The following is a 25,674-nucleotide window of genomic DNA, read 5'->3' on the forward strand; positions in this document are numbered from 1 at the left end:
AAAAATATAGGAGAAAAAATGAGTTTAGTGCAGTTTAACAAAGTATATAAGCAATTTGCAGGGGATTTTATATTAAAGGACATAAATTTTTCGATAGAAGAAAAGGATAAAATAGGGTTAGTCGGACTCAACGGTGTAGGAAAATCCACAATTATAAGAATGCTGTTAGGAGAGGAAAGAGTAGACGGAGCGGATAATAATCCCAATGAAGTTGGAGAAATAATCAAAAGTCCGTTAGTAAAAGTAGGATATTTGTCCCAAAATCACAAATTTTCAGATGAAAAAAATACCATATACGAAGAAATGATGTCGGTATTTTCCGAGGAAAGGGAAATATGGAGTAAACTTCAGAAAGTAAATATGCTATTAGGAACGGCGGAGGGAGAAGAACTGAAAAGCCTTATAAATCAGTCGGCAGAGCTGTCATCCCTTTATGAAGCAAAAAACGGTTATGAAATAGAATATAAAATAAAGCAGATACTTACGGGACTTGAGCTGACAGATGAATATCACAATCTTTATTTGAAAGATTTAAGCGGAGGAGAGAGGACAAGGGCATCATTGGCAAAATTGCTGTTAATAGAACCTGATTTACTTATCCTCGATGAGCCTACAAATCACTTGGATTTAGTGTCTATCGAATGGCTGGAAGATTATTTGAAAAGATACAATAAGACATTTCTGCTTGTTTCCCATGACAGGATATTCCTTGACAATGTCTGCAACAGGATATATGAGATAGAAAATAAGAAACTGTATAAATATGACGGAAATTTTTCTTCATTTATACTGCAAAAAGAAATGATTTTGAAAGGGGAAATAAAAAGATACGAAAAAGAGCAGGAAAAAATCAGGAAAATGGAAGAATATATTGAAAGGTTCCGTGCGGGAATAAAGGCAAGGCAGGCAAAAGGGCGTCAGAAAATACTGGACAGAATAGAAAGAACAGATGACCCTGTTTTCAATCCGCAGAGAATGAAGCTGAAATTTGAAACGGACGGAATAAGCGGAGATAATGTGCTGAAAGTAAAAAATATAGAAAAATCTTTTGGAAATAAAAAAGTTCTCAATAATATCAGTTTTAATTTATACAAAGGAGAAAGAGTAGGAATAATAGGAAAAAACGGTATCGGGAAATCCACTTTACTAAAAATAATAGTTGATAAACTAAAAAAAGATAGCGGAGAAGTGGACTTTGGTTCACGGGTAAAAATGGGATATTATGATCAAGATCATCAGGATTTGACTGATGAGAATACCATATTGCAGGAAATAAATGTTTCGCTCAATCTGACGGAAGAATATTTGAGAACTCTTGCGGGAGGATTTTTGTTTTCAGGAGATGATGTGCTGAAAAAAGTTAAAAAGCTGAGCGGAGGAGAAAAAGTAAGAGTTTCGTTTTTAAAACTTTATATGAAAAGGGCAAATTTTCTTATCCTTGATGAGCCGACAAATCATCTGGATATTTATTCCATAGAGGTGCTTGAAGACGCTCTGGAAAATTTTGACGGTACAATGCTTGTAGTTTCCCATAACAGACATTTTTTAGATAGTATATGTAATACGATATATTACCTTGATGAGAACGGACTTACAAAATTTAAAGGAAATTATGAAGATTATAAGGAGAGTCTAAAGAATATGAAGTCTTCCTCTCAAACTGCTGAAGAACTGGAAATAAAGGAAGAGCGTAAATTATCCTATCAGGAGCAGAAAGAACTTAATAAAAAAATTACTAAACTGAAAAGGGATATAGTAAGACTTGAAAATGAAATGGAAAAAATCACGCTCAAAAGGGAGGAGTTGAACAGAGAATACGAAATCGCAGGAAAGCAGAATGACGTCGGGAAATTAATGGAAATACAGGAACATCTGGATAAAATTGAGCTAGAAGAAATGGAAAAAATGGAAGAATGGGACAAAAAATCGGAGGAACTGAAAAATTATGGAGAATAATCAGGTAGAAAAACAAACTGAAAAAATTAGAAACTAATTTGAATTATGGTAGTAAGTATGATATGATACACTATTATAATAAAAAATAAATATAAATTTTAGAGAGGTGTTTAAAATGAAAAAAAGAAATTTGCTAAAAATGATGATTTTAGGAGCGGCTTTGGGAATGTCAGTCATTTCAAACGGTGCAGCTAAGAAAGGAAATCAGGACTGCTATATTCCCAAGGGAGAATTGACTTGTGCTACAGATTTGACAACTGAAGAGGGAATAAAAAAAGCTATAGCAACAGGAATACAAAAAAAACAACTTTATAAAGCTGCCGAGGAATATTTTAAGAAAGGGCGTTTTGGTAACAAATACGTAGGATTTATAGCTCTTCCAAAAGGGGACTGGCAATTGTTTAACGACCCTGACACTACTCTTACGGCTTTCCAGATTTCGAGAAATATGACTGATATTTTTACATTGGATGCATTGACAATAAGAGATAAGAAAGGAAGTTCGGATCAGAAAATAGCCGAACAGGTCATCGACGGATTGTATGAGGGCTACCTGAATGCAGGAAATCCCAAATCAAATTTAGTCAGAAAAAGTGTAAATGTAAATGGTTATAAGGGAGAACAGCTGACAGTCAAAAATCTTTCGGGCATATCATTAGTAACAAATGTAGTCGTTCTTGGAAATAAAATATATTTTGTTTCTGCTGAAGGGAAACCTGAAAATATAAAAGAAATGACAAATTGGATAATGAAATCATGGAACCCTGAGAGATAGTGAATAATTCAATAATAAATAAAATAAATAATTTATAAATATATTTGTATGTTATATATATATTTACGTGTATTTTGCCATAAAAAATTGTTTTATTAGAATATATCTATTATAAAATTTGATATATATTTTTCATTATAATGGGTTATTTTATCAGAGTAAGTTTATTATAAAATTCTTACTTTAATTTCTGATTTCGATAATATATATTATATATTATTAAATATAAAATTTATATAAAAAATATAGCAGTTTTTTTTGGAAAAAACTATTAAGCCCTTGACACAAGGGCTTAAATATTATACAATAGTCAAGTTATAACTCATAAACTAAATGCTGAAAAAGATATGTATTAAAGATACATATCTTTTAGAGTGAATTTAGAGTAAATCGTTATATCTGAATATAGATATACATTATGTCTGATAAAGAGACATAGATTGAAGAAATGAGCTTTTTAAAAGTTTTAGTTTATAAAAATAACACAGAAAAATATATAGAAGAATGTTGGAAGGAGGAAACATGCCTACTATTAATCAATTAGTAAGATTTGGTAGAAGCACATCTGAGAAAAAGAAAAAATCACCTGCATTAAAAGGAAACCCTCAAAAAAGAGGTGTGTGTGTCAGAGTATATACGACTACACCTAAAAAACCTAACTCAGCGTTAAGAAAAGTAGCAAGGGTTAAATTAGTAAACGGGATTGAAGTTACAGCTTATATTCCGGGAATTGGGCATAACTTGCAGGAACACAGTATCGTCCTTATAAGAGGAGGAAGAACAAAAGACTTGCCGGGGGTAAGATATAAAATAATCAGAGGTGCGTTGGATACTGCCGGAGTTGTAAACAGAAAACAAGGTAGATCAAGATACGGAACTAAGAAACCTGCAGCAGGAAGTTCAAACTAAAATTTTTAAAAAGTGAGGAGGACAAATAGTGTCAAGAAGAAGAAGAGCGGAAAAAAGAGACGTTTTACCTGATTCTCAATATAATGATAAAGTAGTAACTAAATTTATAAACGGACTAATGAAAGACGGAAAAAAATCATTAGCTGAAAAAATATTTTATACAGCATTAAAAGAAATAACTGAAGAAACTCAAGAAGAAGGAATTGAAATCTTCAGAAGAGCAATGGAAAATGTAAGACCTCAACTGGAAGTAAGATCAAGAAGAATCGGAGGGGCAACTTATCAGGTTCCGGTTGAAGTAAGAAAAGAAAGACAGCAGGCTTTAGCTATAAGATGGATAGTTAAATATACAAGAGAAAGAAAAGAATACGGAATGGTAAACAAACTGAAAAAAGAACTGATTGCGGCTGCAAACAATGAAGGCGGATCGGTTAAGAAAAAAGACGATACATATAAAATGGCGGAAGCTAACAGAGCGTTTGCGCATTACAAATGGTAATAAAAACTTATTTATCGAGAAAGTAAATCTGTTTTTAAATAATTTAAAATTGTTTTTATTTGTAAAAATGTCGTCATATTAATGAATTGATAAGGAGGAAATAACGGAATGGCAAGAAAAGTTGCTTTGAAAGATACCAGAAACATCGGTATCATGGCACATATAGACGCCGGAAAAACAACTACGACTGAAAGAATATTGTTTTATACAGGAGTAAACCATAAAATCGGAGAAGTTCACGAAGGAGCTGCTACGATGGATTATATGGAACAGGAGCAGGAAAGAGGAATTACAATCACATCTGCGGCAACAACTGCATTTTGGAACGGAAATAGAATAAATATTTTAGATACACCCGGGCACGTGGACTTTACAGTAGAAGTTGAAAGATCATTGAGAGTACTGGACGGAGCGATTGCGGTATTCTCGGCGGTTGACGGAGTTCAGCCTCAATCTGAAACTGTATGGAGACAGGCTGATAAATATAACGTACCGAGAATGGCGTTTTTAAATAAAATGGACAGAGTTGGAGCCGACTTTAATATGTGTGTCAGCGATATTAAAGAAAAATTAGGAGGAAACGGTGTACCTATCCAACTTCCTATAGGAGCAGAAGACGCTTTTGAAGGTGTTATAGATTTGATAACTATGAAAGAATATCTGTTCAAAGATGAAACAATGGGAGCGGATTACGATGTTGCAGATGTGAGGGCTGAATTGCTGGAAGAAGCTCAAGCTGCAAGAGAGCATATGCTGGAATCGGTAGTTGAAACTGATGACGCGTTAATGGAAAAATATTTCGGAGGAGAAGAAATTTCCGATGAAGAAATAAGAAAAGCTATCAGAACTGCTACAATAGGCGGAATAATAGTTCCTGTGCTGTGCGGAACGGCATTTAAAAACAAAGGGATACAGCCATTACTTGACGCAGTAGTGTTCTACATGCCTTCACCTGTGGATATAGGAGCTGTAAAAGGAGTGGATCCTAAAACTGAAGAGCCTATGGAAAGACAACCTTCTGATGAAGAACCTTTCTCGGCACTTGCATTTAAAATATTGACAGACCCGTTTGTAGGAAGACTTTCATTCTTTAGAGTTTATTCGGGAGTATTAAATAAAGGTTCTTATGTACTGAACTCTACAAAAGGTAAAAAAGAAAGAATGGGAAGATTGCTGCAAATGCACGCTAATAAAAGGGAAGAGCTTGATATAGTTTATTCGGGAGATATTGCGGCAGCAGTAGGATTGAAAGAAACTACTACAGGAGATACACTTTGTGATGAAAATAAACCTATCATACTTGAAAAAATGGAATTCCCTGATACAGTTATACAAATAGCTGTTGAGCCTAAAACAAAAGCCGATCAGGAAAAAATGGGTACAGCTCTTGCAAAACTGGCTGAAGAGGATCCTACATTCAAAGTTACTTCAAATCAGGAAACAGGACAAACTTTGATTTCGGGAATGGGAGAACTTCACCTTGAAATCATCGTGGACAGAATGAAAAGAGAGTTTAAAGTTGAAGCTAACGTAGGTAAACCGCAAGTTGCATATAGAGAAACAATTACAGGAAATTCCGATGTTGAAGAAAAATATGCAAAACAGTCAGGTGGTAGAGGACAATACGGACACGTTAAAATCAAAGTTGAAGCAAATCCTGATAAAGGCTATGAATTTATAAACCAAATTACAGGAGGGGCAATTCCGAGAGAATACATACCTGCTGTAGATAAAGGGATTCAGGAAGCGTTGGAAGCCGGAGTTGTTGCAGGATACCCTGTGCAGGATGTAAAAGTAACATTGTACGACGGTACTTACCATGAAGTCGATTCATCGGAAATGGCATTTAAAATAGCAGGGTCAATGGCTATCAAAAAAGCCATGAGAGCTGCAAATCCTGTATTGTTAGAGCCTATATTTAAAGTAGAAGTTACAACACCTGAAGAATATATGGGAGACGTTATCGGAGATTTGAACTCAAGAAGAGGTCAGGTTTCAGGGATGACTGACAGAAACAATGCAAAAATAATCAACGCTCAAGTACCTTTAGCACAAATGTTCGGTTATGCAACTGATTTGAGATCCAAAACTCAAGGAAGAGCGTCTTATTCAATGGAATTTGAAAAATATGTACAGGTTCCTAATAATATAGCTCAACAAGTTATAGCTGAAAGACAAGGTAAATAGCAAAAATTAAATAACAAAAATGAGTTAAAAACAAACTGATTTAAGATAATCGGCTAAAATTAACTCAAAATGATTTAAATGATTTAAAAGTATATAATCATTAAGTAAACTATGATTTGAATATAAAAAATAAAAAAACGGAGGAAAGAGATAATGGCAAAAGCTAAATTTGAGAGAAGTAAACCACACGTAAACATTGGAACGATAGGACACGTAGACCACGGTAAGACAACATTGACAGCAGCTATATCTAAAGTATTATCAGACAAAGGATTGGCTGAAAAAGTAGATTTTGAAAACATCGACCAGGCACCTGAAGAAAGAGAAAGAGGAATTACAATCAACACTGCACACATTGAGTATCAGACAGACAAAAGACACTATGCACACGTTGACTGTCCAGGCCATGCCGACTATGTAAAAAATATGATTACAGGGGCAGCACAAATGGACGGAGCTATACTTGTAGTATCAGCAGCTGACGGGCCTATGCCGCAAACAAGAGAACACATCCTTCTTGCAAGACAGGTTGGAGTTCCTTACATAGTAGTATTCCTGAACAAAGTTGATATGGTAGATGACGAAGAATTATTGGAACTGGTAGAAATGGAAGTAAGAGAATTACTTACAGAATACTCATTCCCAGGAGACGAAATACCTATAATAAAAGGTTCAGCATTAGGAGCATTGAACGGAGAAGGACAATGGGAAGATAAAATAATGGAACTTATGGAAGCGGTAGACAGCTACATACCAACACCTGAAAGACCGATTGACCAAGCATTCCTTATGCCTATAGAAGATGTATTCACAATAACAGGAAGAGGAACAGTAGTAACAGGAAGAGTAGAAAGAGGAGTAGTAAACGTAGGAGAAGAAGTAGAGATAGTTGGAATCAAGCCTACAGCAAAAACGACAGTAACAGGAGTAGAGATGTTCAGAAAATTACTGGATTCAGGACAGGCAGGAGATAACATAGGAGCATTGTTAAGAGGAACAAAGAAAGAAGAAGTGGAAAGAGGACAAGTATTGGCGAAACCGGGTTCAGTAAGTCCACATACATCATTCAAATCGGAAGTATATGTACTTACGAAAGATGAAGGAGGAAGACACACACCATTCTTTACAGGATACAAGCCTCAGTTCTATTTCAGAACGACAGATATTACAGGGGAAGTAAACTTACCGGAGGGAGTAGAAATGGTAATGCCGGGAGATAACATAGAGATGTCGGTAGAACTGATACACCCGATAGCAATGGAAGAAGGATTAAGATTTGCGATAAGAGAAGGTGGAAGAACGGTAGCTTCAGGAGTTGTTGCGACTATCGTTAAATAATAAGTCAGAATAATTAGGAGGAAGAACTTTGGATAAATTAAGAATATATCTTCAATCTTACGATCATAAATTATTAGACCAATCTGCAAAAAAAATAGCTGAAGTAGTAAAGAAAAACGGTTCGGAATTGGCCGGACCTCTTCCTTTACCTACTAAAACTAAAAAATATACAGTTTTGAGATCGGTTCACGTAAATAAAGATTCGAGAGAACAGTTTGAAATGAGAATACACAGAAGATTTGTTGAGATTAAAAATTCAAGTCAACAAATAATAGCTGCATTAAGCTCATTGAACCTGCCGTCAGGCGTAGGAATAGAAATTAAGCAATTATAAGCTTAGTACAAGTTAGTATAATTTTATTAAATTATATTAACCAATATATTAAGGAGGCTAAAAATGATATTAGGAAAAAAAATCGGAATGACACAGATTTTTGAAGATGAAAAATTGATACCTGTTACAGTTATTGAAGCAGGACCAAATTTCATAGTTCAAAAAAAATCCGAGGAAAAAGACGGATACAATGCTATAACATTGGCATATGATGATAAAAAAGAAAAAAATACAATAAAACCTGAAATGGGAATATTTAAAAAAGCGGGAATTACTCCTAAAAAATTCCTGAAAGAATTCAAAGTTACTGAACTGGAATCTTATGAATTAGGTCAGGAATTTAAAGTAGATGTATTAGAAGGAATCGAATTTGTTGATATAGTAGGAACTTCAAAAGGTAAAGGAACTGCGGGAGTTATGAAAAGACATAATTTCGGTGGAAACAGAGCGTCTCACGGGGTTTCAAGAAACCACAGACTTGGAGGATCAAATGCCGGAGGAGCTGCATCAAACAGTAATGTTCCTAAAGGTAAAAAAATGGCAGGAAGACTTGGAAATGAACAGGTAACTGTACAAAATCTTAAAGTAGTTAAATTTGACGCTGAAAACAACCTGTTATTAGTAAAAGGTGCCGTTCCCGGTCCTAAAAACGGATATCTTGTTATCAAAAAATCGGTTAAGAAATACTAATAGAGGAAAAGAGAGGAGGATAAAATGCCAGTTTTAAATACATATAAATTAGACGGTTCAAAAGCAGGAACTGTCGAAGTAAAAGATGAAATATTCGGAATTGAGCCGAATAAAACAGTTATGCACGAAGTTTTAGTTGCAGAATTGGCAGGAGCAAGGGAAGGAAATGCTTCTACAAAAACAAGAGCTGAAGTGAGAGGTGGAGGAAGAAAACCTTTCAGACAAAAAGGAACAGGTAGAGCAAGACAAGGTTCTACAAGAGCTCCTCATATGGTAGGCGGTGGAGTTGTTCACGGTCCTAAACCAAGAGATTATACTAAAAAAGTAAATAAAAAAGTTAGAAAATTAGCTTTAAAATCAGCATTAGCTGTAAAAATAAATAACGGAGATTTAATCGTGTTGGATGACTTCACATTAGATGTACCTAAAACAAAAACTTTTGTTAATTTCGCAAAAGTATTAAATTTCGCAGGAGAAAAGCAATTATTTATTGCTGATTATAACGAAGATACATTTAACAGAGACGTAAATCTGGATTATTCAGTAAGAAATATAGAAAGAGTTATGTCGCTGGATTCAAGAAATCTAAGTATTTTCTGGTTAATTAAACAGGACAAAATAGTTGTTACTAAAGAAGCTCTTGCAACTATTGAGGAGGTGCTGGCATAATGCATATCACTGATATAATTAAAAAACCGGTTGTAAATACTGAAAAAGCAAGAATTCTTATGGAAAATAATGAATATGTTTTCATAGTGGATAAAAGAGCAAATAAATTACAGATAAGAGAAGCTGTAGAAAAATTATTCAATGTAAAAGTTGAAAGTGTGAACACATTGAACATCAAACCTAAAATGGAAAGATTTAGAATGTCAATGTATAAAACACCTGCTATAAAAAAAGCTGTCGTTAAATTGAAAGACGGAGAAAAAATAGCAGCTTACGAAGAAAATATATAGATTTTATATAGGAATTATATAAGAAAAATGATATAATATAAAAATGTTGTGAATTAATAATATTACAAAATACAAATATTGTGAAATATGAAAATGAAGTGGAGGTAAAAAAGTTATGCCAATTAAGAAATTAAAACCGATAACTAGTGGGACAAGGCATATGTCGATATTAGTTAATAAAGAATTAGATAAAGTAAGACCTGAAAAATCTTTGACAGAACCTCTTAACTCGTCTTACGGAATTGATAACTACGGACATAGAACAGGTAGAAACAGACATAAAGGACACAAAAGATTATATAGAATAATCGATTGGAAAAGAAACAAAATAGGAGTTCCTGCAAAAGTCGCTACTATCGAATATGATCCGAACAGAACGGCTAATATCGCATTATTACATTATGTTGATGGAGAAAAGAGATATATCCTTGCACCTAACGGACTGAAAAAAGGAGATATGATTTTAGCAGGGGAAACAGCTGAAATCAAACCTGGAAATGCACTAAAACTGAAAGATCTGCCTATAGGTACAGTTATACACAACGTGGAACTTATGCCCGGAAAAGGCGGACAGCTCGCAAGGTCAGCAGGAACGTCTGCAAGACTTGTAGCTAAAGAAGGAACATATTGCCACGTGGAACTGCCTTCAGGAGAACTAAGACTTATACATAAAGAATGTATGGCTACAATAGGAGCTGTAGGAAATTCCGAACACTCCCTTGTATCATTAGGAAAAGCCGGAAGAAACAGACATTTAGGTAGAAAACCTCATGTAAGAGGGTCAGTAATGAACCCTGTAGATCACCCACACGGAGGAGGAGAAGGAAGATCTCCAATAGGAAGAAAATCACCAGTTACTCCTTGGGGTAAACCTACTCTCGGTAAGAAAACAAGAGGTAAAAAACTTAGTGATAAATTCATTGTCAGAGGAAGAAAAAAATAGTCTGAAAATAGACAATAAATCCGAAAATATACATATAAATTATATTTTAGATATAAAAATACGTATAATACATATAAAATATAAAGGAATGTATAGAAAGACATATGAATTGCATAAATGTATAAATGTTGCTTGACACATCTTTAATAGAAATATTAAACGATGTGTACTGCAAACATAATTCAGTTAAAAGACATATTGATATAATGACAGAAAATAATGAAATAAGGAGGAAAGAATGGCTCGTTCATTAAAAAAAGGACCTTTTGTTGATGCATATTTATTAGAAAAAATAGAAGCATTAGGAGGTAAAAAACAAGTTATTAAAACATGGTCTAGAAGATCAACTATATTCCCTCAATTTATTGGACATACTTTTGCAGTATATAACGGGAAAAAACACATCCCTGTATATGTTACTGAAGAAATGGTAGGACATAAACTGGGAGAATTTGCACCTACAAGAACTTTCTATGGTCATGGAAAAGATGCTAAAAAAGATGCAAAAAGAAAATAATAAGACCGGATTAAATATACTATTTGAGATAAGAGTCGTGGAAACGGCATGAAAGCAAATGAAAGGAGGCCTTTAAATGGCAGTAGTAGCTAAATTGCGTTATCAAAGATTAAGCCCTCAAAAAGCGAGACTTGTGGCTGATATAGTTAGAGGAAAAAACGCTTTGCAGGCATTGAACGTATTGAGATTTACAAACAAAAAAGCGGCAAAATATATAGAAAAAACATTAAAATCAGCGATTGCAAATGCTGAGCATAATAATAACATGGACCCTGATAAATTATTCATATCAAAAATATTGATAGATAAAGGGCCGGTATTAAAAAGAATTAACCCGAGAGCAATGGGAAGAGCAGATGTTATAAGAAAGCCGACTGCACACATTACTGTGGAAGTTGACGAAAGAAGCGAATAAATATAAGGAGGTAAGTCTGTGGGACAAAAGGTAGACCCAAGAGGGATGAGAATCGGAATTATAAAAACATGGAATTCCAGATGGTTCGCCGAAGGGAAAGATTACTTAAATAATTTTCATGAAGATCTTAAAATAAAAAAATATATTAAGAAAAATTACTATCATGCTGGAATTTCTTCTATTCAAATAGAAAGAACATCACCGACTGATATTACAATCATAATAGAAACAGGTAAAGCAGGAATACTGATAGGTAGAAAAGGACAGGAAATAGAAGCTCTGAAAGTAAATATAGAAAAACTTACAGGAAAAAAAGTACAGGTAAAAGTACAGGAAATCAAAAATCCTAATAAAGATGCCCAATTAATTGCTGAAAGTATCGCAACAGCTATTGAAAAAAGGGTTGCTTACAAAAGAGCAGTTCAACAGGCTATTCAAAGAGCTGAAAAATCAGGAGTAAAAGGGATTAAAGTAATGGTATCGGGAAGATTGAACGGTGCCGAAATTGCGAGAAGTGAATGGACACTTTCAGGAAGAGTACCATTACATACTTTGAGAGCGGATGTTGACTATGCAACTGCGACTGCATTTACTACATACGGCGCATTAGGACTAAAAGTATGGGTATTTAATGGTGAGGTGCTTCCAAGTAAAAAGGAAGGAGGAAATAATTAATGTTAATACCTAAAAGAACAAAATATAGAAAACAGTTCAGAGGAAAAATAGGCGGAACTGCTAACAAAGGAAATAAAGTTGATTTTGGAGAATTCGGACTTGCAGCTAAAGAATTCGGATGGATAACATCAAGACAAATTGAAGCGTGCAGGGTAACAATAAACAGAACATTCAAAAGGGAAGGAAAAATCTGGATTAGAATATTCCCTGATAAACCTTATACAAAAAGACCTGAAGGAACAAGAATGGGTAAAGGTAAAGGTAATACTGAAGGTTGGGTAGCTGTAGTGAAAAAAGGAAAAATAATGTTTGAAGTTGGCGGAGTATCCGAAGAGAAAGCTAAAGAAGCATTAAGAAAAGCCGGACATAAACTACCTATAAAAGTTAAGTTCGTAAGAAAAGAAGAAGCGGGTGGTGATAAGTAATGACAGCAAATGAAATAAGAGAATTATCATTGGATGAATTGGATACACAAGTGAAAGAACTGAAGCAGGAATTATTTAATTTAAAATTTCAGAAAACTCTTGGACAATTACACAACACTACTAAGATAAAACAGGTTAAGAGAGACATTGCGAGAATGAAAACAATAATAACTGAGAAAAAGACTGTGAAATAGGAGGGTTCGTCAGTGGAAAATAAAAGAAACGAAAGAAAAGTAAGAGAAGGAATAGTTGTTTCCGATAAAATGGATAAAACTGTAGTTGTCCTTGAAGAAACAATGAAACTGCATAAACTTTATAAAAAAAGAGTAAAAACTTCCAAAAAATATAAAGCACACGATGAAAACAACGAATGCGGTATCGGCGATAAAGTTCAGATTATGGAAACAAGACCGCTAAGTAAAGATAAAAGATGGAGAGTCGTTACTATTTTAGAAAAAGCGAAATAGTATAGTAAATTTGAGAGGAGGAAATTTTAAATGGTTCAACAGCAAACTATGCTTAACGTTGCTGATAATACCGGAGCAAAGAAAATAATGGTAATCAGAGTGTTGGGCGGTTCAAGAAGAAGATTTGGAAAAATCGGAGACATCGTTGTAGCAACTGTAAAAGAAGCTATACCTAATGGGAACGTTAAAAAAGGTGATGTAATAAAAGCCGTAATAGTAAGAACAAGAAAAGAATTGAAAAGACCGGACGGCTCATATATAAAATTTGATGATAATGCAGCAGTTATAATAAACTCAAACTTGGAAATAAGAGGTACCAGAATTTTTGGACCTGTAGCGAGAGAATTAAGAGCGAAAAACTTTATGAAAATAGTATCTCTTGCACCGGAAGTATTATAGGAAGGAGGGTTTGCGAAAAATGGCTAAACCAAGAATAAAATCAATACCTAATAAATTGCATGTCAGAACCGGAGATACGGTTGTAGTGATAAGTGGAAGATCAAAAGATTTGCCGAGAAATGACAAAGCAGGTCAGGGACAGACAGGGGATAAAGGAAAAGTCGGAAAAGTCTTAAAAGTATTCCCAAGAACAGGTAAAATCATTGTAGAAGGTGTAAATATCCAAAAAAGACATATTAAACCTAATGCACAGAACCCACAAGGCGAAGTTGTAGAAAAAGAAATGCCGATTTTTTCATCAAAAGTTATGCTTTGGGATGAAAAAGCAAAAAGAGGTACAAGAGTGAGATATGAAATAAAAGATAATAAAAAAGTAAGAATATCGGTAGTTTCCGGTAATGAAATATAGGATTAGAGAGGAGGAGACCTTAATTGGCTGAAAAATATATTCCAAGATTACAAAAAGGATATAAAGAAGAAATGATACCCGCACTTATGAAAGAATTGGACATAAAAAACGTAATGCAGGTACCTAAAATTGAAAAAATAATAGTAAATATGGGAGTTGGAGAAGCTACAAGCAATCCTAAATTAATAGAAACTGCATTGAAAGAACTGGCACAGATAACAGGACAACAGCCTGTTCCAAGAGCTGCGAGAAAATCTGAAGCGGGATTTAAATTAAGAGAAGGACAAAAAATCGGAGTAAAAGTTACTTTAAGAAAAGAAAAAATGTATGAATTCCTTGACAGACTGATAAGCATTACATTACCAAGGGTAAGAGACTTTGAAGGAGTATCTCCTAAAGGGTTTGACGGTAGAGGTAACTACACATTAGGAATTAAGGAACAGATTGTCTTCCCTGAAATCGAAATCGATAAAGTCGATAAAGTATTAGGAATGGGAGTTACAATAGTGACAACTGCAAAAAATGACGAAGAGGGAAGAGCATTATTGAGAGCATTCGGAATGCCGTTTGCAAAATAGTTTTATTCTGAAGGAGGTGTAACTTAATAAATGGCTAAGAGAGCAATGGTTGAAAGAAATTTAAAAAGAGAAAAAATAGTTGATAAATATGCAGCAAAAAGAGCTGAACTGAAAATAAGAGCTAAAAAAGGTGATAGGGAAGCTATAGCTGAACTGGCAGCATTACCAAGAAATGCGTCGCCTACGAGATTGAGAAACAGATGTCAGATAAATGGAAGACCGAGAGGATATATGAGAGAATTCGGTATTTCAAGAGTAATGTTCAGACAGTTGGCGGGAGAAGGAGCTATCCCGGGAGTAAAAAAATCAAGCTGGTAATTTTGAGAGGAGGACAAATAAATGCATTTAACAGATCCTATTGCTGATATGCTTACGAGAATAAGAAACGGAAATATCGCAAAACATTCAGAAGTGAAAATACCGTTTTCAAAAATAAAAGAAAGCATGGCAAGCATACTAAAAAATGAAGGATATATAGCTAATTACGAGATAAAAGAAGAAGGAACTAAAAAAGATATAGCAGTAACTTTAAAATATATGGATGGAGAAACTGTAATCAAAGGTTTGAAAAGAATATCCAAACCCGGAAGAAGAGTATACACATCTGTTGAAAATTTGCCTAAAGTTTTGGGTGGATTGGGAATTGCCATTGTCTCAACACCTAAAGGTGTTATTACGGACAAGGAATGCAGAAAGCATAATGTAGGTGGAGAAGTTCTCTGCTACGTGTGGTAATTTACGCATTTTATAATATAGGAGGATAGTCATGTCGAGAATAGGTAGAAAACCTATAACTATACCGGCAGGTGTAGAAATAAAACAAAATGGGAACAAATACACTGTAAAAGGTCCTAAAGGGCAGCTTGAGAGAGAGCTTAGCAGTGAAATAAAAGTAAATATAAAAGACGGAGAAATAACATTTGAAAGACCTAATGACTTACCGCATATAAGAGCTTTGCACGGAACAACAAGAGCAAATCTGAATAATATGGTAACGGGAGTCAGCGAAGGATTTGCAATCAGACTGGAACTGGTCGGAGTAGGATACAGAGTACAGGCTAACGGTAAAGGGCTTACTTTAGCATTGGGATATTCTCATCCTGTTGAAATTGAAGCAGTTGATGGAATAACTTTCAAAGTCGAAGGAAATACAAAAATAACTGTTGAAGGAATTGACAAACAATTAGTTGGACAGATTGCTGCAAATATCAGAGCAAAAAGACCTCCTGAACCTTACAAAGGAAAAGGAGTTAAATATGCCGATGAAGTAATCAGAAGAAAAGAAGGTAAGAAAGGATAGGAGGTAGATTTTAGTGATTAAAAAACTTGATAGAAATAAATTAAGACAGAAAAAACATAAAAGTATTAGAAGTAAAATCGTTGGAACTGCTGAAAGACCTAGACTTTCTGTGTATAGAAGCTTGAAAAATATATTTGTTCAGATAATTGATGATAATGCAGGAAAAACATTGGTTTCAGCATCAACTATTGAAAAAGGTTCTAAAACAGAAAACGGTTCAAATATTGAAGCAGCTAAAAAAGTCGGCGAAGCAATAGCAAAAAAAGCATTGGATAAAGGTATAGATACTGTAGTATTCGACAGAAGCGGATATGTTTACACAGGAAGAGTAAAAGCACTTGCAGATGCTGCAAGAGAAGCAGGATTAAAATTCTAAGGATAAGGAGGATTTATTTTGGCCAGAGATAATAGAGATAGAGAAGCAAAAGCAAACGAATATAAAGAAAGTCTTTTAAGAATAAGCAGAGTTTCCAAAACTGTTAAAGGAGGAAGAAGAATATCTTTCTCAGTATTGGCAGCAGTAGGAGATGAAAAAGGTAAAGTCGGGATAGGATTGGGAAAAGCTAACGGTGTACCTGACGCAATAAAAAAAGCCATAGCTAATGCTAAGAAAAATATGATAACAGTATCTTTGAAAGGTGGGACACTGCCTCATGAACAGCTGGGTAAATACAATGCGACTAGCGTATTGCTGAAACCCGCTTCAAAAGGTACGGGAGTTATCGCCGGTTCTGCAACAAGGGAACTTCTGGAATTAGCAGGAGTTACTGATGTGCTTACAAAAATAAGAGGCTCAAAAAATAAAGATAACGTTGCAAGAGCAACTTTGGACGGATTAAGACAATTAAGATCGGTTGAACAAGTGGCAAGACTTAGAGGAAAATCGGTTGAAGAAATTTTAGGATAATAGGTTAGGAGGTAAAATTAATGTCTAAAGTAAAAGTAACACTTATTAAAGGAATTAATGGAAGAAAGCCTAATCATATTGATACTGTTAAATCACTTGGATTGAGAAAGATAAGCCAAAGTGTTGTTCATAATAAAACAGCAGATATAGAAGGAAAAATAAAATTAGTTTCTTATTTACTTAAAGTAGAGGAGGTTTAGAATAGATGAATCTTAATGAATTAAGACCTGCCGAAGGCTCCAAAAGAGCGAGAAGAAGAGTAGGAAGAGGTCATGGAACCGGTTGGGGAAAAACAGCGGGAAAAGGACATAACGGGCAGAAACAGAGATCCGGTACTTATGTATCACCTGTATTTGAAGGTGGACAAATGCCTATTATCAGAAGAATTCCTAAAAGAGGATTCTCAAATTCGGCATTCAAAAAAGATACAATAGTGATATCATTATCAGATATTGCTGAAAAATTTGATAATGGAGATGTAGTAAGTCTAGAAACATTAGTAGAAAACGGAATAATCAAAAATTCGGCTTTCATTACTAAATATTCTGATGCTGCATTGAGAGCATTAAAAGGAAAAAAAGCTGTAAAAGAATACTTGAATGAAAATGTGGAATCTTATGTAAAAGAAAAAGATTTTACAAGTCTTTTAAAAATAATAGGAAATGCTGAAGTTAATAAAAAATTGACTGTAAAAGCACATAAAATTTCTACTGCGGCAAAAGAATCTATAGAAAAAGCCGGTGGAAGTGTAGAAATACTGGAAGTAAAATCATATTCTGCAAAAGCCGGAAATAACAAAAAAGAAGATGAGAATAAGTAAGATTTGTATCTTGCTTTTTCTTCATATATGAGGAGTGGTAGAATTGACTTTAACTGAAGCAATAGTAAATAGAATACAGTCTATCTTTAAGATACCTGAATTAAAGAAAAGAGTAGCTTTTACTTTAGTAATGTTTGCGGTGGCAAGAATAGGTATTCATATTGCTGTTCCCGGACTTAATATGGCATTGTTTAAAAATTTTCAAAATAATGCCATTGCAGGATTTTTAAATCTGTTTTCAGGAGGAGCAGTCCAGAGAGCCTCTATCTTTTCTTTAGGGATTATTCCCTACATTAATGCGTCAATCGTATTTCAGCTGCTGGGAGTTATATTCCCGAAAATAGATGAAATGCAAAAAGAGGGCGGAAAAGAAAGAGACAGAATTACCCAGTGGACGAGATACGTAACAATAGTTCTTGCACTGATACAGTCATTTGGAATTACTATAACACTTATGAACCAGCAAGGACTTGTTCTTGAGCCCGGGCCAAAGTTTATAATAAGTACAGTAGTCCTGATGACAGGCGGGACTGCATTTCTGATGTGGATTTCGGAAAGAATTTCCATAAGAGGAATTGGAAACGGCTCTTCAATGCTGATATTCCTTGGGATAGTCGCAAACCTGCCTCAGGTTATCCAGCAAATGGTGGAAAGCCTGAAAGGAGGAATAGGATATATACTTATCGGATTATCTGTGTTACTCTTTGTGGTGATTATCGCTTTCATGGTAATTGTACAGCTTGCTGAAAGAAGAATTCCTATCCAGTATGCAGGAAAAGGAAGTTTAGGTTTCGGAGGAGGACAAAGTGCTGTCGGAAGAAGAACTTATTTACCTCTGAAAATAAACACTGCGGGAGTTATGCCTATAATCTTTGCATCAGTATTGATGGCCGCACCGCCGTTTATAGTGCAGCTGCTCAAAGCTAATGCATGGTGGCAAAACCAGTTTTCACAAACAGGAGTTTTATACTTACTTTTATTTGCATTTTTAATTATAGTATTTTCATTCTTTTATACATTGACAATAGCTTTTGACCCTGATAAAGTAGCAGAAGATTTGAAACAGAGCGGTGGGACTATACCTACAGTAAGGGCAGGAAAAGAGACTGCTGAATATCTGGAAAGAGTTGCTACAAGAGTAACTTTTGGAAGTGCGATATTCCTTGCATTATTGGGGATATTTCCTAATATATGGTTCGGATATGTACTGCACATACCGGTATTACTCGGAGGAACAAGTTTACTGATCTTGGTCGGAGTGGCAGTTGAACTGATACAGCAGATTGACTCATACTTAGCTGTCAAAAAGATGAAAGGATTTATAAGTACGAGCAAAAAAACTAACAGATAAATAGGGAAAAATAGAACAGCTTTGTGTATTGAAAAATTATTTAAGTTGTGATATAATAAATGTAAGATATATTTTGCAATGATTAGGTATAGATATGTCATAAAAAAAAGCAAAGGGAGAATTAATCTCCCTTTTATTTTTCATTAAAAAATGCTATAATTATAATGCTTTTTTTATTATCTCCGAAAGGAGGTGAAATAATGACATATAATATAGCAAAGATATTAGTATATTTTTGCTTATATCTAATCATTGCGAAAAATCTTTTTTAGATTTTTTAGGACTGTTTCGGCAGTCCTTTTTATATTTGATTTATATGTAAAAATTAAAATAAAAATCCGAAAAAATTTTTTTTGAAATAATAAGATCAAACATTTGATTTTACTGATTTTAAAGCGTTTTTAGCTAAATTTGTTTTGAAAAAAAATAAATGTTATAATAAAATAAAAATAACTTAATCAAAATATATTGGAGTATATAATGAATATTTTTAAAATATTAAAAAAAGAAGCGAAACCTTTCTTTCATAAATTAAAAAAAAATAATTTTATAACTAAACTCATAATAATGTTTTTCATTTTTTTCGTAATAACATTCTGTTTGGGCAGAATAACCTATAACGTAACTGACAGCCTGACAAAAGGTCTGTATCTGAAAAAAATTTTTCCTGACTATAGAAAAGGACATTTAGTACTTTTTATAATGGATAAAAAATATTCAAAATATATAGAAGATTTTCCAAATAAAGATAAGATGAAAAATATATATCTTATGAAAAGAATTGTCGGAGTTGAGGGAGATATTATTGAAACAAAAAAAGACGGTACGTTATTTATAAACGGAGAAAAAAAAGGGAAAATATTTAAAATAAAGGGAATTACTGAAAATATCGAAGATACAAAATACATACTTAAAAAAGATGAATATTATCTAATGGGAGATACCGAAACATCTTTTGATTCACGTTATTTAGGAATTTTGAGGAAAGAGGATTTTAAATATGAAATGAAACTTTTAATAAAAGAAGAAACTATTGAAAAAATTCTGAATAAGATAAATTTTGGAAAGAAAAGGATGAAAAATGAAAGAATATGATAAACTTTTTAGTAACAGAGTTTTCACTAATGATGAGATAAAAAAATTACAGGAAGAAAAAACTGAAAGCGGGAATAGTAAACAGTATTCTGCAAGTAAGGGGATTTACAACATTGAAAAGGAAAGAGAAAATATAAAGATAAAAGAAAATGATTACGAGAATATAAAAGAAAAACTCAACGACATATTTAAAAAATATTATGAAAGACTTGCAAAAATGAAAATTTCCACTCTTGAGGAATTTTACGATATGATTATGGTATCATTTGTCTTTTATGAGCAATTTGAAAGAATAAGTTTGAGTAAGAATGACGGAGTAAATAGTAAACTTGGCGAGTTTAAAAACAGTATCAGGGAATACAACAGGCTGAAAGCCGAAAGGAGCAAATACAGCAGATATAATAAAAAATATATCACGGACGAAGAGATAAAGCGGAACAGGCTGGAAATAAAAAGGATAGACATTCGAATAGATGAAGCAAAAAAAGAAATAACAAAGTTTACAAACCTGTTCTTAAGCGAGCTTGGAAAGGATTATGAAAATTTCAGAAACTTTATAGAAAGTGGAGAAAATATAAGAACTCTCGCACAGCTCACTACACTGAATAAATCATTTGAAGAATTGGAAGAAATAAATATATTTGAAAATTATACAGAAATACGGAATAAACTTGAAAATTATATCGAAGATATGAAAGATATGGGTTTTGTAATAGATGAAAAAGACAGTGCGGGGAAAAACATTGAAAATATTATAAGCACTCTGGACAAGGAAAACGACATAATAAATGTACTTATACACTTTCCGTATGCAAATATTCTTATGAGAAATAATATTATGAAATTTCCTCTCATTTCGGAAGAATATAAGGAAAATTCGAGTATAATCGAAGAAATGAAAGCCTTGAAACTGGATGTTCTGAATTATTACAGAGACAGTCTGACTTACCGTAACAATATAAAAATTGATGATGAAATAATCGAAAGCCACAGTGATACGTTGTTTTACGACCTTCTGTATTTACAATATAACAGGGGAAGTCTTTCAGAAGAAAATACTGACAGAAAAAATTATAAGACATTTGATAATCTTGACAGCTCTAAAGGGAATTATGAAATAAATTCGGGAAATAAAATAGATTTTAAAGATGAGAATGATTACGGGAAAGAAACGGAGATGAAAAAAGAAGAAGATTTGAAAGATAGCAGCATATCAGAAAAATCCGAACATTTCATACAGCGAAAAATCGGAAAATCAAAAATCCGAATTGATAAGGATAATATAACGATAAACTGTAATCTTGATGACTTTATTCAGATTTCAAATGCCCTTGAAATGATAGAAAAACTCAAAGGGGAGGACGTACAAAAAAATATTCTGGCATTTCTTGATAAAGATGATAAATATTATGAAAATAAGAAATTTAGACCGAAAAGTAAATTTATGTCAGAAAGAGTGAATATATTAAAAAGAATAGAAACAGTAACAGAAATCGAGGAAAGACTTATGAAAAAGGGTATGAAGCTGATTTCATCGGAAAGACGACTTATTTTCAGTTTGCTGGAAAAAACTGAAAAAGAGTCGAAAACATTTAAATCAGCTATGCTGAAAATGTTTGAAAATCCTCTATTTACTGCAAAAATAATAAAAGCTGAAAATACAACGGAAAATCAGGGATACAAAGAGCTTTGCTGGGAAATGTCGTATATCGAAAAAATGAATTATGATATAAGAAAATTCCGTATAAACGGACTTTCGGATAAAAAAGGCAGCTTGAGACAGCTGGATAATCTGTATAATTTTGACTTTGAAACTCTCGAAACGGGAAAAATAAATCCCGAAATAATAGAAAAACTCAAAGAATATCAGGAAAATTACAGAAAAATAGTCGGCGGTGAAGATTATGAAACCTTATAAACTAAGTTTCAAAAATATAAAGGAGCTTAATAATATAAGTCTGCATTTCAGTAATGTCAAAAACATACTTAATAGCGAAATCGAAACTGATGTAGCAGGGAGAACGGTTATAAATTCTCATCCCGATTTGACTTATGAAATAAATGATATGGACAGACAGAATGAAATAAACAATTTTCTTTCAAAACAGATAGTAAAAATTCAGAAAAGAAAAAAAGCGATCTTTGAAACTTTTATAAAAGATAAGGACAGTCTCCTTGAAAACAGAAATGATAATAAGGAAGCCGATTATCTGATAAGTGTACTGGATTTTTGCAATTTTTTCGGAAAAGAAAATATTGTAATCGAAACAAATGACAGAAATTATGAAGATTATTACAGTAAAATTTCGGAAGAAATAGCCGATAAACTGCATACAATTTATGAAAAAAGACTAAGAGAATATGAACTGAAAAAATATGAAAATGTAGATGATATTACCGGCAGTGATATGGATAATGACCCGGATGATGATACAGACAACAATAAGAATAGTAACATAGAAAATGAAAATAATAATGACAGCAATGAGAATATGGATAATGAAGATAATGAATATAATAAAAATTATGGTAATGAGAGTAAATATAACAATAACGACGATAAAAAGAAGAATAAAGGACAACATGGAATTTTATCAAGAATAGAAAATCAGAAAAGGGAAATCAATCAGTCGTATATTTATATGAAAATCTTTAATTTTATCAAAAATAATTTTGAATATTCGGAACCATATGTTGACGGATATGGAAAAAATGAAATAAAGTATAAAAAAGAAAAATTTCTCGCCGAAATACCTGTAATAGAAAGTCTAAATCTGGATTTTTCGGAAAATACCGACGATTTTGATGATAGTAGACAGCTTACATTAATTGCAAAAAATGTAGCAAAAGCAAGGCTTATATTCGACAGGGAAAAGAAAAAAATATTAATCCCGAAAACATTTTTGGAAAATCAGGAGATAGTCTATAAAGTAACGGGAAATATGGCTAAATCTGAAATGTCGGATTTAAAAACCTCGGAAAGAGAAAATTCGACGGAAAAGTTTGTAATAAATGAACTTTCCAAAAAAGAAATGCTGAAAAGACTGGCATTTGAAAAATTTGAAGAAATAATGAAAAAAAATATGGTCAGAATAAAATCGGAAGAACTGTTTTCAGGAAAACAATTTTCAGAAAATCAGTCTTTAAAAGAGAAATTTTCGGGAAAAAATCAGGAAAAACAGACAATAGAAAAACAGTCTGATGAATATTATGAAACAGATATCAGGCTGTATAATATCAATACAGCTAAAATAAGTCTTTGGAATGTAGTAAAAAGCGTTGTATTCAAAGAGCTGATAGATGAACTTAGACCGTATATTGTCGGAATTCGGGATGAGAAAGGAGAGATAAAGAAAGAGAGCATAAAGCTGAATGATATGAAAAAAATCTCTGAAATAGCGGATTATAAGAAAGAGCAAATTGAACTTTTATTTAAAAATAAAGAAAAAAGTATTTTTAGAGAAATAGAGAAAAAATATTCAAAACTCGAAAGGCAGTACACAGAACAAACTGAAAATGAGGAAATAAGGCAGAAAATAAGAGACGATATAAAGTCGGATATGGAAAAGGAAAAAAGAAACTATCTGGAGTTTATGAAAAAAGCTAAAGACGGAATGGACAGTAACCTCGCTGAATTTAAAAGGAAAAATAAGGATTTTTCTTTTAATTTCAAAGTAAAAAATATAAGAAAAAAGAAAGAAAAAAACTTTGAAAAAAGAGAGAAAATTATTGCAATATTCCTTGAAGATGTATATAATATCTTAAACAGATATAAGAAAACTTATATAAAAAACGAGGAAATAAATAACGGACGGACTGCTGATAACCGGTCGGAGAAAGCTGAAAAAAAGCAGGATTTAATGACTATAGACACCGATTTTCTGTTTATAAAAGTATTTACGAAACTTTCGCAAAAATTTACTTTCATAATCCCTTTTCTTAGAAAATATGGAGATAAAATAAGTGATAAATCTGTTACAATGGCTTTTTTCAACGATATAAGCAATGTGAATGTTTTTCTGGAAAATATCGTCTATAATGCGACCGATATACACATTATAAAGGATAAATACAAAATTTTCAGAAAAAGCGATGTAAAAAAAGAGATGATATTTCTGAACAGCAGCGGAAAAGCTGCAAAAATGAAAGTAACATATTCGGAATATCTTGACTATAAATACAGTAAAAAATACAGACTGAATAAGAAAAATCCTTTTGAAATAAATCGGAAAAATGCTTCCGATTATGGAAATATGCTTCCAAATGCGTATAAATATCACAGGATACTGGGAGAAAATATAAAATATTTATTTATTAATATAAATTCTGAGAAAGAGTTGAAAATAAGCAGTAAGTTGTTTGAGAACTATACAGAATTTATAAATACTATGATCATACTAGACGGAGTGATAAACTCGGGAAATAAAATACTGCACGAGGAACACGGGGAAAAAGATAAGGAAATAATACTTAAAAACTTTATGCCTGACGACAGTATCTTTGATATTTACGTAAATGATGACTATATCGGAACAACTCATTATAACATTGATATAAATAGTGAAACTCTCAGAAACGAAACAATCGAACAGAGATTGAGAAAAATGCTTTCGGGAATGTAGGGGAAAATTGAAGAAATTAAAGGAAAAGAAAGGAAAGAATAATGGTAGATGATTTAATACAAATCTTAATTTTGCTTGGAATTATTATTTTTGTTAAAAAATTTGGTTTTACGGTCATTGGATTAAGAAAACTTATAAAAGGTTATATAGATGTAACTGAAAATCCTAATAGAAAAATTGTGCTTACAGTAAAAAGAAAAATTTTTGGAATATTTGACAAAAATAAGACTTATGAGTTAAAATATATAAAAGTGAAAAATAATATTAAAGAAGTGAAAGAATATTTTGATATTGTTCTGAAAGATAAGGAATATATTTTAAGAGAAGTAGAATCGAATAAATTTTTTGATTTTAAAAAAAAGGCAGTGATTTATTTGAGAGATACGCTTCCTGTATTTGATAGGCTATCTACCAGATTTCTCCCTGAAACAGAACTAAAAAGTATAATAAGAGAAATGGTGGAGCTGAATATTGTAGAAATTGAAAAAGAAGATTTTAAAACACTTACTGAAAAAATGTCTTATGCTAATCTCATTAGAAAATTGAATAAATCAAAGGAGAAAAAATGAAAAGAAATAAATTTATAGATTTTATAATATCTATGGAAGAAGAAGATGTGCCTTTAGGTAAATATTATGTAAAGAAAAAATTTGTATTAATTGGGGTATTAGCAATAATAGTGTATCTTTCAATTACATTATATAATGCAAATTCTCCTAAAATTATGGATATGGGAGGAGGAAAAAATACAGGACAGCAGAATGATTTATCTGATGAAACAAGTAAACGAATTGAAAAAGAAATGGAACCTTTTACTGAAGAAAATGAAGAAATCAAGACTTATGAACAGAATATGAATGAGATACTTTCAATGTCTGATGATGAAATAAGAGAATTATTGAGAAGTCAAAATATGTATCTTTCAGATGAAGATATAGCAAAATTTAGAGAAGATGTAAGAAAAAATATGCCGAAAACACAGGAAGAAGCAATGAAGAATGCAGAAGAATTTAAAAATTTTGAAGAAACGACAATGAAACAGGTATATGAAGAAGCAAAGAAAATGGCAGAGGAAGAAACTAAAAAGAAAGGGGAGTGATAGTT

Annotated in this window: 33 protein-coding genes; all 33 read left to right on the forward strand. The window is 32.7% G+C overall.

Annotation, left to right across the window (positions count from 1 at the left end; translation table 11 throughout):
- Positions 1–18: 18 nt before the first annotated feature.
- Positions 19–1,956 carry an ABC-F family ATP-binding cassette domain-containing protein gene (locus tag ACO5J6_RS05100; RefSeq protein ID WP_485642497.1) on the forward strand — a complete coding sequence of 646 codons (1,938 nt, stop codon included), beginning with the start codon at positions 19–21 and terminating at the stop codon, positions 1,954–1,956.
- A gap of 115 nt (positions 1,957–2,071) precedes the next feature.
- Positions 2,072–2,731 carry a hypothetical protein gene (locus ACO5J6_RS05105; RefSeq protein WP_485642499.1) on the forward strand — a complete coding sequence of 220 codons (660 nt, stop codon included), beginning with the start codon at positions 2,072–2,074 and terminating at the stop codon, positions 2,729–2,731.
- A gap of 522 nt (positions 2,732–3,253) precedes the next feature.
- A complete protein-coding gene (rpsL, locus tag ACO5J6_RS05110; protein ID WP_485642501.1) occupies positions 3,254–3,640 on the forward strand; it encodes a 30S ribosomal protein S12 in 387 nt (128 codons plus the stop codon).
- 28 nt (positions 3,641–3,668) lie between these two features.
- A complete protein-coding gene (gene rpsG / locus ACO5J6_RS05115; RefSeq protein ID WP_485642503.1) occupies positions 3,669–4,139 on the forward strand; it encodes a 30S ribosomal protein S7 in 471 nt (156 codons plus the stop codon).
- A 108-nt stretch (positions 4,140–4,247) separates the two neighbouring features.
- A complete protein-coding gene (gene fusA / locus ACO5J6_RS05120) occupies positions 4,248–6,326 on the forward strand; it encodes an elongation factor G (RefSeq protein WP_485642504.1) in 2,079 nt (692 codons plus the stop codon).
- A gap of 153 nt (positions 6,327–6,479) precedes the next feature.
- Positions 6,480–7,664, forward strand: a complete 1,185-nt coding sequence (gene tuf / locus ACO5J6_RS05125) for an elongation factor Tu (protein WP_485642231.1) — start codon at positions 6,480–6,482, stop codon at positions 7,662–7,664.
- Positions 7,665–7,692: 28 nt separating this feature from the next.
- Positions 7,693–7,998, forward strand: coding sequence for a 30S ribosomal protein S10 (gene rpsJ, locus ACO5J6_RS05130; RefSeq protein WP_026738301.1), 306 nt, complete (start codon positions 7,693–7,695; stop codon positions 7,996–7,998).
- A gap of 63 nt (positions 7,999–8,061) precedes the next feature.
- Positions 8,062–8,688, forward strand: a complete 627-nt coding sequence (gene rplC / locus ACO5J6_RS05135) for a 50S ribosomal protein L3 (RefSeq protein WP_485642506.1) — start codon at positions 8,062–8,064, stop codon at positions 8,686–8,688.
- A 24-nt stretch (positions 8,689–8,712) separates the two neighbouring features.
- Positions 8,713–9,357 carry a 50S ribosomal protein L4 gene (gene rplD, locus ACO5J6_RS05140; RefSeq protein WP_485642507.1) on the forward strand — a complete coding sequence of 215 codons (645 nt, stop codon included), beginning with the start codon at positions 8,713–8,715 and terminating at the stop codon, positions 9,355–9,357.
- Positions 9,357–9,647 carry a 50S ribosomal protein L23 gene (rplW, locus tag ACO5J6_RS05145; protein WP_485642509.1) on the forward strand — a complete coding sequence of 97 codons (291 nt, stop codon included), beginning with the start codon at positions 9,357–9,359 and terminating at the stop codon, positions 9,645–9,647. The genes rplD and rplW overlap by 1 nt, the downstream gene beginning before the upstream one ends.
- Positions 9,648–9,762: 115 nt before the next feature.
- Complete coding sequence (gene rplB / locus ACO5J6_RS05150; protein WP_485642510.1) at positions 9,763–10,590, forward strand: 50S ribosomal protein L2; 828 nt, start codon at positions 9,763–9,765, stop codon at positions 10,588–10,590.
- A 238-nt stretch (positions 10,591–10,828) separates the two neighbouring features.
- The gene (gene rpsS / locus ACO5J6_RS05155; RefSeq protein ID WP_485642511.1) at positions 10,829–11,107 is read left to right on the forward strand and encodes a 30S ribosomal protein S19; all 279 of its coding nucleotides are present in this window, start codon (positions 10,829–10,831) and stop codon (positions 11,105–11,107) included.
- Between the two features lie 76 nt (positions 11,108–11,183).
- Positions 11,184–11,522, forward strand: coding sequence for a 50S ribosomal protein L22 (gene rplV / locus ACO5J6_RS05160; RefSeq protein WP_485642512.1), 339 nt, complete (start codon positions 11,184–11,186; stop codon positions 11,520–11,522).
- A gap of 18 nt (positions 11,523–11,540) precedes the next feature.
- Complete coding sequence (gene rpsC / locus ACO5J6_RS05165; RefSeq protein WP_485642513.1) at positions 11,541–12,197, forward strand: 30S ribosomal protein S3; 657 nt, start codon at positions 11,541–11,543, stop codon at positions 12,195–12,197.
- Entirely contained in the window at positions 12,197–12,622 is a 426-nt protein-coding gene (rplP, locus tag ACO5J6_RS05170; protein WP_485642514.1) for a 50S ribosomal protein L16, read from the forward strand. The genes rpsC and rplP overlap by 1 nt, the downstream gene beginning before the upstream one ends.
- Positions 12,622–12,816: a 50S ribosomal protein L29 gene (gene rpmC / locus ACO5J6_RS05175; protein WP_006807220.1), complete on the forward strand. Its 195-nt coding sequence runs from the start codon at positions 12,622–12,624 to the stop codon at positions 12,814–12,816. The genes rplP and rpmC overlap by 1 nt, the downstream gene beginning before the upstream one ends.
- Positions 12,817–12,828: 12 nt before the next feature.
- Positions 12,829–13,089 carry a 30S ribosomal protein S17 gene (rpsQ, locus tag ACO5J6_RS05180; protein WP_026738298.1) on the forward strand — a complete coding sequence of 87 codons (261 nt, stop codon included), beginning with the start codon at positions 12,829–12,831 and terminating at the stop codon, positions 13,087–13,089.
- Between the two features lie 30 nt (positions 13,090–13,119).
- Positions 13,120–13,488, forward strand: coding sequence for a 50S ribosomal protein L14 (gene rplN / locus ACO5J6_RS05185; protein ID WP_485642516.1), 369 nt, complete (start codon positions 13,120–13,122; stop codon positions 13,486–13,488).
- A gap of 19 nt (positions 13,489–13,507) precedes the next feature.
- Entirely contained in the window at positions 13,508–13,897 is a 390-nt protein-coding gene (rplX, locus tag ACO5J6_RS05190; RefSeq protein ID WP_485642517.1) for a 50S ribosomal protein L24, read from the forward strand.
- Positions 13,898–13,920: 23 nt separating this feature from the next.
- On the forward strand, positions 13,921–14,475 hold the full coding sequence (rplE, locus tag ACO5J6_RS05195) for a 50S ribosomal protein L5 (RefSeq protein WP_485642519.1): 555 nt from the start codon (positions 13,921–13,923) through the stop codon (positions 14,473–14,475).
- 30 nt (positions 14,476–14,505) lie between these two features.
- Entirely contained in the window at positions 14,506–14,793 is a 288-nt protein-coding gene (gene rpsN / locus ACO5J6_RS05200) for a 30S ribosomal protein S14 (protein ID WP_485642520.1), read from the forward strand.
- Between the two features lie 21 nt (positions 14,794–14,814).
- Positions 14,815–15,210, forward strand: coding sequence for a 30S ribosomal protein S8 (gene rpsH / locus ACO5J6_RS05205; RefSeq protein ID WP_485642522.1), 396 nt, complete (start codon positions 14,815–14,817; stop codon positions 15,208–15,210).
- 31 nt (positions 15,211–15,241) lie between these two features.
- Entirely contained in the window at positions 15,242–15,775 is a 534-nt protein-coding gene (rplF, locus tag ACO5J6_RS05210; RefSeq protein WP_485642524.1) for a 50S ribosomal protein L6, read from the forward strand.
- Between the two features lie 13 nt (positions 15,776–15,788).
- Positions 15,789–16,151, forward strand: a complete 363-nt coding sequence (gene rplR, locus ACO5J6_RS05215) for a 50S ribosomal protein L18 (RefSeq protein WP_485642525.1) — start codon at positions 15,789–15,791, stop codon at positions 16,149–16,151.
- 18 nt (positions 16,152–16,169) lie between these two features.
- Positions 16,170–16,682, forward strand: a complete 513-nt coding sequence (gene rpsE, locus ACO5J6_RS05220) for a 30S ribosomal protein S5 (RefSeq protein ID WP_485642527.1) — start codon at positions 16,170–16,172, stop codon at positions 16,680–16,682.
- Positions 16,683–16,702: 20 nt separating this feature from the next.
- Positions 16,703–16,882: a 50S ribosomal protein L30 gene (rpmD, locus tag ACO5J6_RS05225; protein ID WP_006807192.1), complete on the forward strand. Its 180-nt coding sequence runs from the start codon at positions 16,703–16,705 to the stop codon at positions 16,880–16,882.
- Between the two features lie 5 nt (positions 16,883–16,887).
- Positions 16,888–17,502 (forward strand): 50S ribosomal protein L15, encoded by a 615-nt coding sequence (gene rplO / locus ACO5J6_RS05230; protein ID WP_485642529.1) that lies wholly within the window; start codon positions 16,888–16,890, stop codon positions 17,500–17,502.
- Between the two features lie 43 nt (positions 17,503–17,545).
- Complete coding sequence (secY, locus tag ACO5J6_RS05235) at positions 17,546–18,853, forward strand: preprotein translocase subunit SecY (protein ID WP_485642531.1); 1,308 nt, start codon at positions 17,546–17,548, stop codon at positions 18,851–18,853.
- A gap of 480 nt (positions 18,854–19,333) precedes the next feature.
- The gene (locus tag ACO5J6_RS05240; protein ID WP_485642532.1) at positions 19,334–19,948 is read left to right on the forward strand and encodes a S26 family signal peptidase; all 615 of its coding nucleotides are present in this window, start codon (positions 19,334–19,336) and stop codon (positions 19,946–19,948) included.
- Positions 19,935–21,866: a hypothetical protein gene (locus ACO5J6_RS05245; protein ID WP_485642533.1), complete on the forward strand. Its 1,932-nt coding sequence runs from the start codon at positions 19,935–19,937 to the stop codon at positions 21,864–21,866. The genes ACO5J6_RS05240 and ACO5J6_RS05245 overlap by 14 nt, the downstream gene beginning before the upstream one ends.
- Complete coding sequence (locus ACO5J6_RS05250) at positions 21,853–24,570, forward strand: hypothetical protein (RefSeq protein WP_485642534.1); 2,718 nt, start codon at positions 21,853–21,855, stop codon at positions 24,568–24,570. The genes ACO5J6_RS05245 and ACO5J6_RS05250 overlap by 14 nt, the downstream gene beginning before the upstream one ends.
- A gap of 41 nt (positions 24,571–24,611) precedes the next feature.
- Positions 24,612–25,139: a hypothetical protein gene (locus tag ACO5J6_RS05255; protein ID WP_485642535.1), complete on the forward strand. Its 528-nt coding sequence runs from the start codon at positions 24,612–24,614 to the stop codon at positions 25,137–25,139.
- Complete coding sequence (locus tag ACO5J6_RS05260; RefSeq protein ID WP_485642536.1) at positions 25,136–25,669, forward strand: hypothetical protein; 534 nt, start codon at positions 25,136–25,138, stop codon at positions 25,667–25,669. The genes ACO5J6_RS05255 and ACO5J6_RS05260 overlap by 4 nt, the downstream gene beginning before the upstream one ends.
- Positions 25,670–25,674 lie beyond the last annotated feature (5 nt).

The organism is Pseudoleptotrichia sp. (assembly GCF_057270515.1).

Coding starts and splice junctions, on each gene's coding strand:
- ACO5J6_RS05100 (WP_485642497.1), top strand. CDS start 19: ATGAGTTTAGTGCAGTTTAACAAAGTATATAAGCAATTTGCAGGGGAT.
- ACO5J6_RS05105 (WP_485642499.1), top strand. CDS start 2,072: ATGAAAAAAAGAAATTTGCTAAAAATGATGATTTTAGGAGCGGCTTTG.
- rpsL (WP_485642501.1), top strand. CDS start 3,254: ATGCCTACTATTAATCAATTAGTAAGATTTGGTAGAAGCACATCTGAG.
- fusA (WP_485642504.1), top strand. CDS start 4,248: ATGGCAAGAAAAGTTGCTTTGAAAGATACCAGAAACATCGGTATCATG.
- tuf (WP_485642231.1), top strand. CDS start 6,480: ATGGCAAAAGCTAAATTTGAGAGAAGTAAACCACACGTAAACATTGGA.
- rplC (WP_485642506.1), top strand. CDS start 8,062: ATGATATTAGGAAAAAAAATCGGAATGACACAGATTTTTGAAGATGAA.
- rplD (WP_485642507.1), top strand. CDS start 8,713: ATGCCAGTTTTAAATACATATAAATTAGACGGTTCAAAAGCAGGAACT.
- rplW (WP_485642509.1), top strand. CDS start 9,357: ATGCATATCACTGATATAATTAAAAAACCGGTTGTAAATACTGAAAAA.
- rplB (WP_485642510.1), top strand. CDS start 9,763: ATGCCAATTAAGAAATTAAAACCGATAACTAGTGGGACAAGGCATATG.
- rpsS (WP_485642511.1), top strand. CDS start 10,829: ATGGCTCGTTCATTAAAAAAAGGACCTTTTGTTGATGCATATTTATTA.
- rplV (WP_485642512.1), top strand. CDS start 11,184: ATGGCAGTAGTAGCTAAATTGCGTTATCAAAGATTAAGCCCTCAAAAA.
- rplP (WP_485642514.1), top strand. CDS start 12,197: ATGTTAATACCTAAAAGAACAAAATATAGAAAACAGTTCAGAGGAAAA.
- rpmC (WP_006807220.1), top strand. CDS start 12,622: ATGACAGCAAATGAAATAAGAGAATTATCATTGGATGAATTGGATACA.
- rplN (WP_485642516.1), top strand. CDS start 13,120: ATGGTTCAACAGCAAACTATGCTTAACGTTGCTGATAATACCGGAGCA.
- rplX (WP_485642517.1), top strand. CDS start 13,508: ATGGCTAAACCAAGAATAAAATCAATACCTAATAAATTGCATGTCAGA.
- rpsN (WP_485642520.1), top strand. CDS start 14,506: ATGGCTAAGAGAGCAATGGTTGAAAGAAATTTAAAAAGAGAAAAAATA.
- rpsH (WP_485642522.1), top strand. CDS start 14,815: ATGCATTTAACAGATCCTATTGCTGATATGCTTACGAGAATAAGAAAC.
- rplF (WP_485642524.1), top strand. CDS start 15,242: ATGTCGAGAATAGGTAGAAAACCTATAACTATACCGGCAGGTGTAGAA.
- rpmD (WP_006807192.1), top strand. CDS start 16,703: ATGTCTAAAGTAAAAGTAACACTTATTAAAGGAATTAATGGAAGAAAG.
- rplO (WP_485642529.1), top strand. CDS start 16,888: ATGAATCTTAATGAATTAAGACCTGCCGAAGGCTCCAAAAGAGCGAGA.
- ACO5J6_RS05240 (WP_485642532.1), top strand. CDS start 19,334: ATGAATATTTTTAAAATATTAAAAAAAGAAGCGAAACCTTTCTTTCAT.
- ACO5J6_RS05245 (WP_485642533.1), top strand. CDS start 19,935: ATGAAAGAATATGATAAACTTTTTAGTAACAGAGTTTTCACTAATGAT.
- ACO5J6_RS05250 (WP_485642534.1), top strand. CDS start 21,853: ATGAAACCTTATAAACTAAGTTTCAAAAATATAAAGGAGCTTAATAAT.
- ACO5J6_RS05255 (WP_485642535.1), top strand. CDS start 24,612: ATGGTAGATGATTTAATACAAATCTTAATTTTGCTTGGAATTATTATT.
- ACO5J6_RS05260 (WP_485642536.1), top strand. CDS start 25,136: ATGAAAAGAAATAAATTTATAGATTTTATAATATCTATGGAAGAAGAA.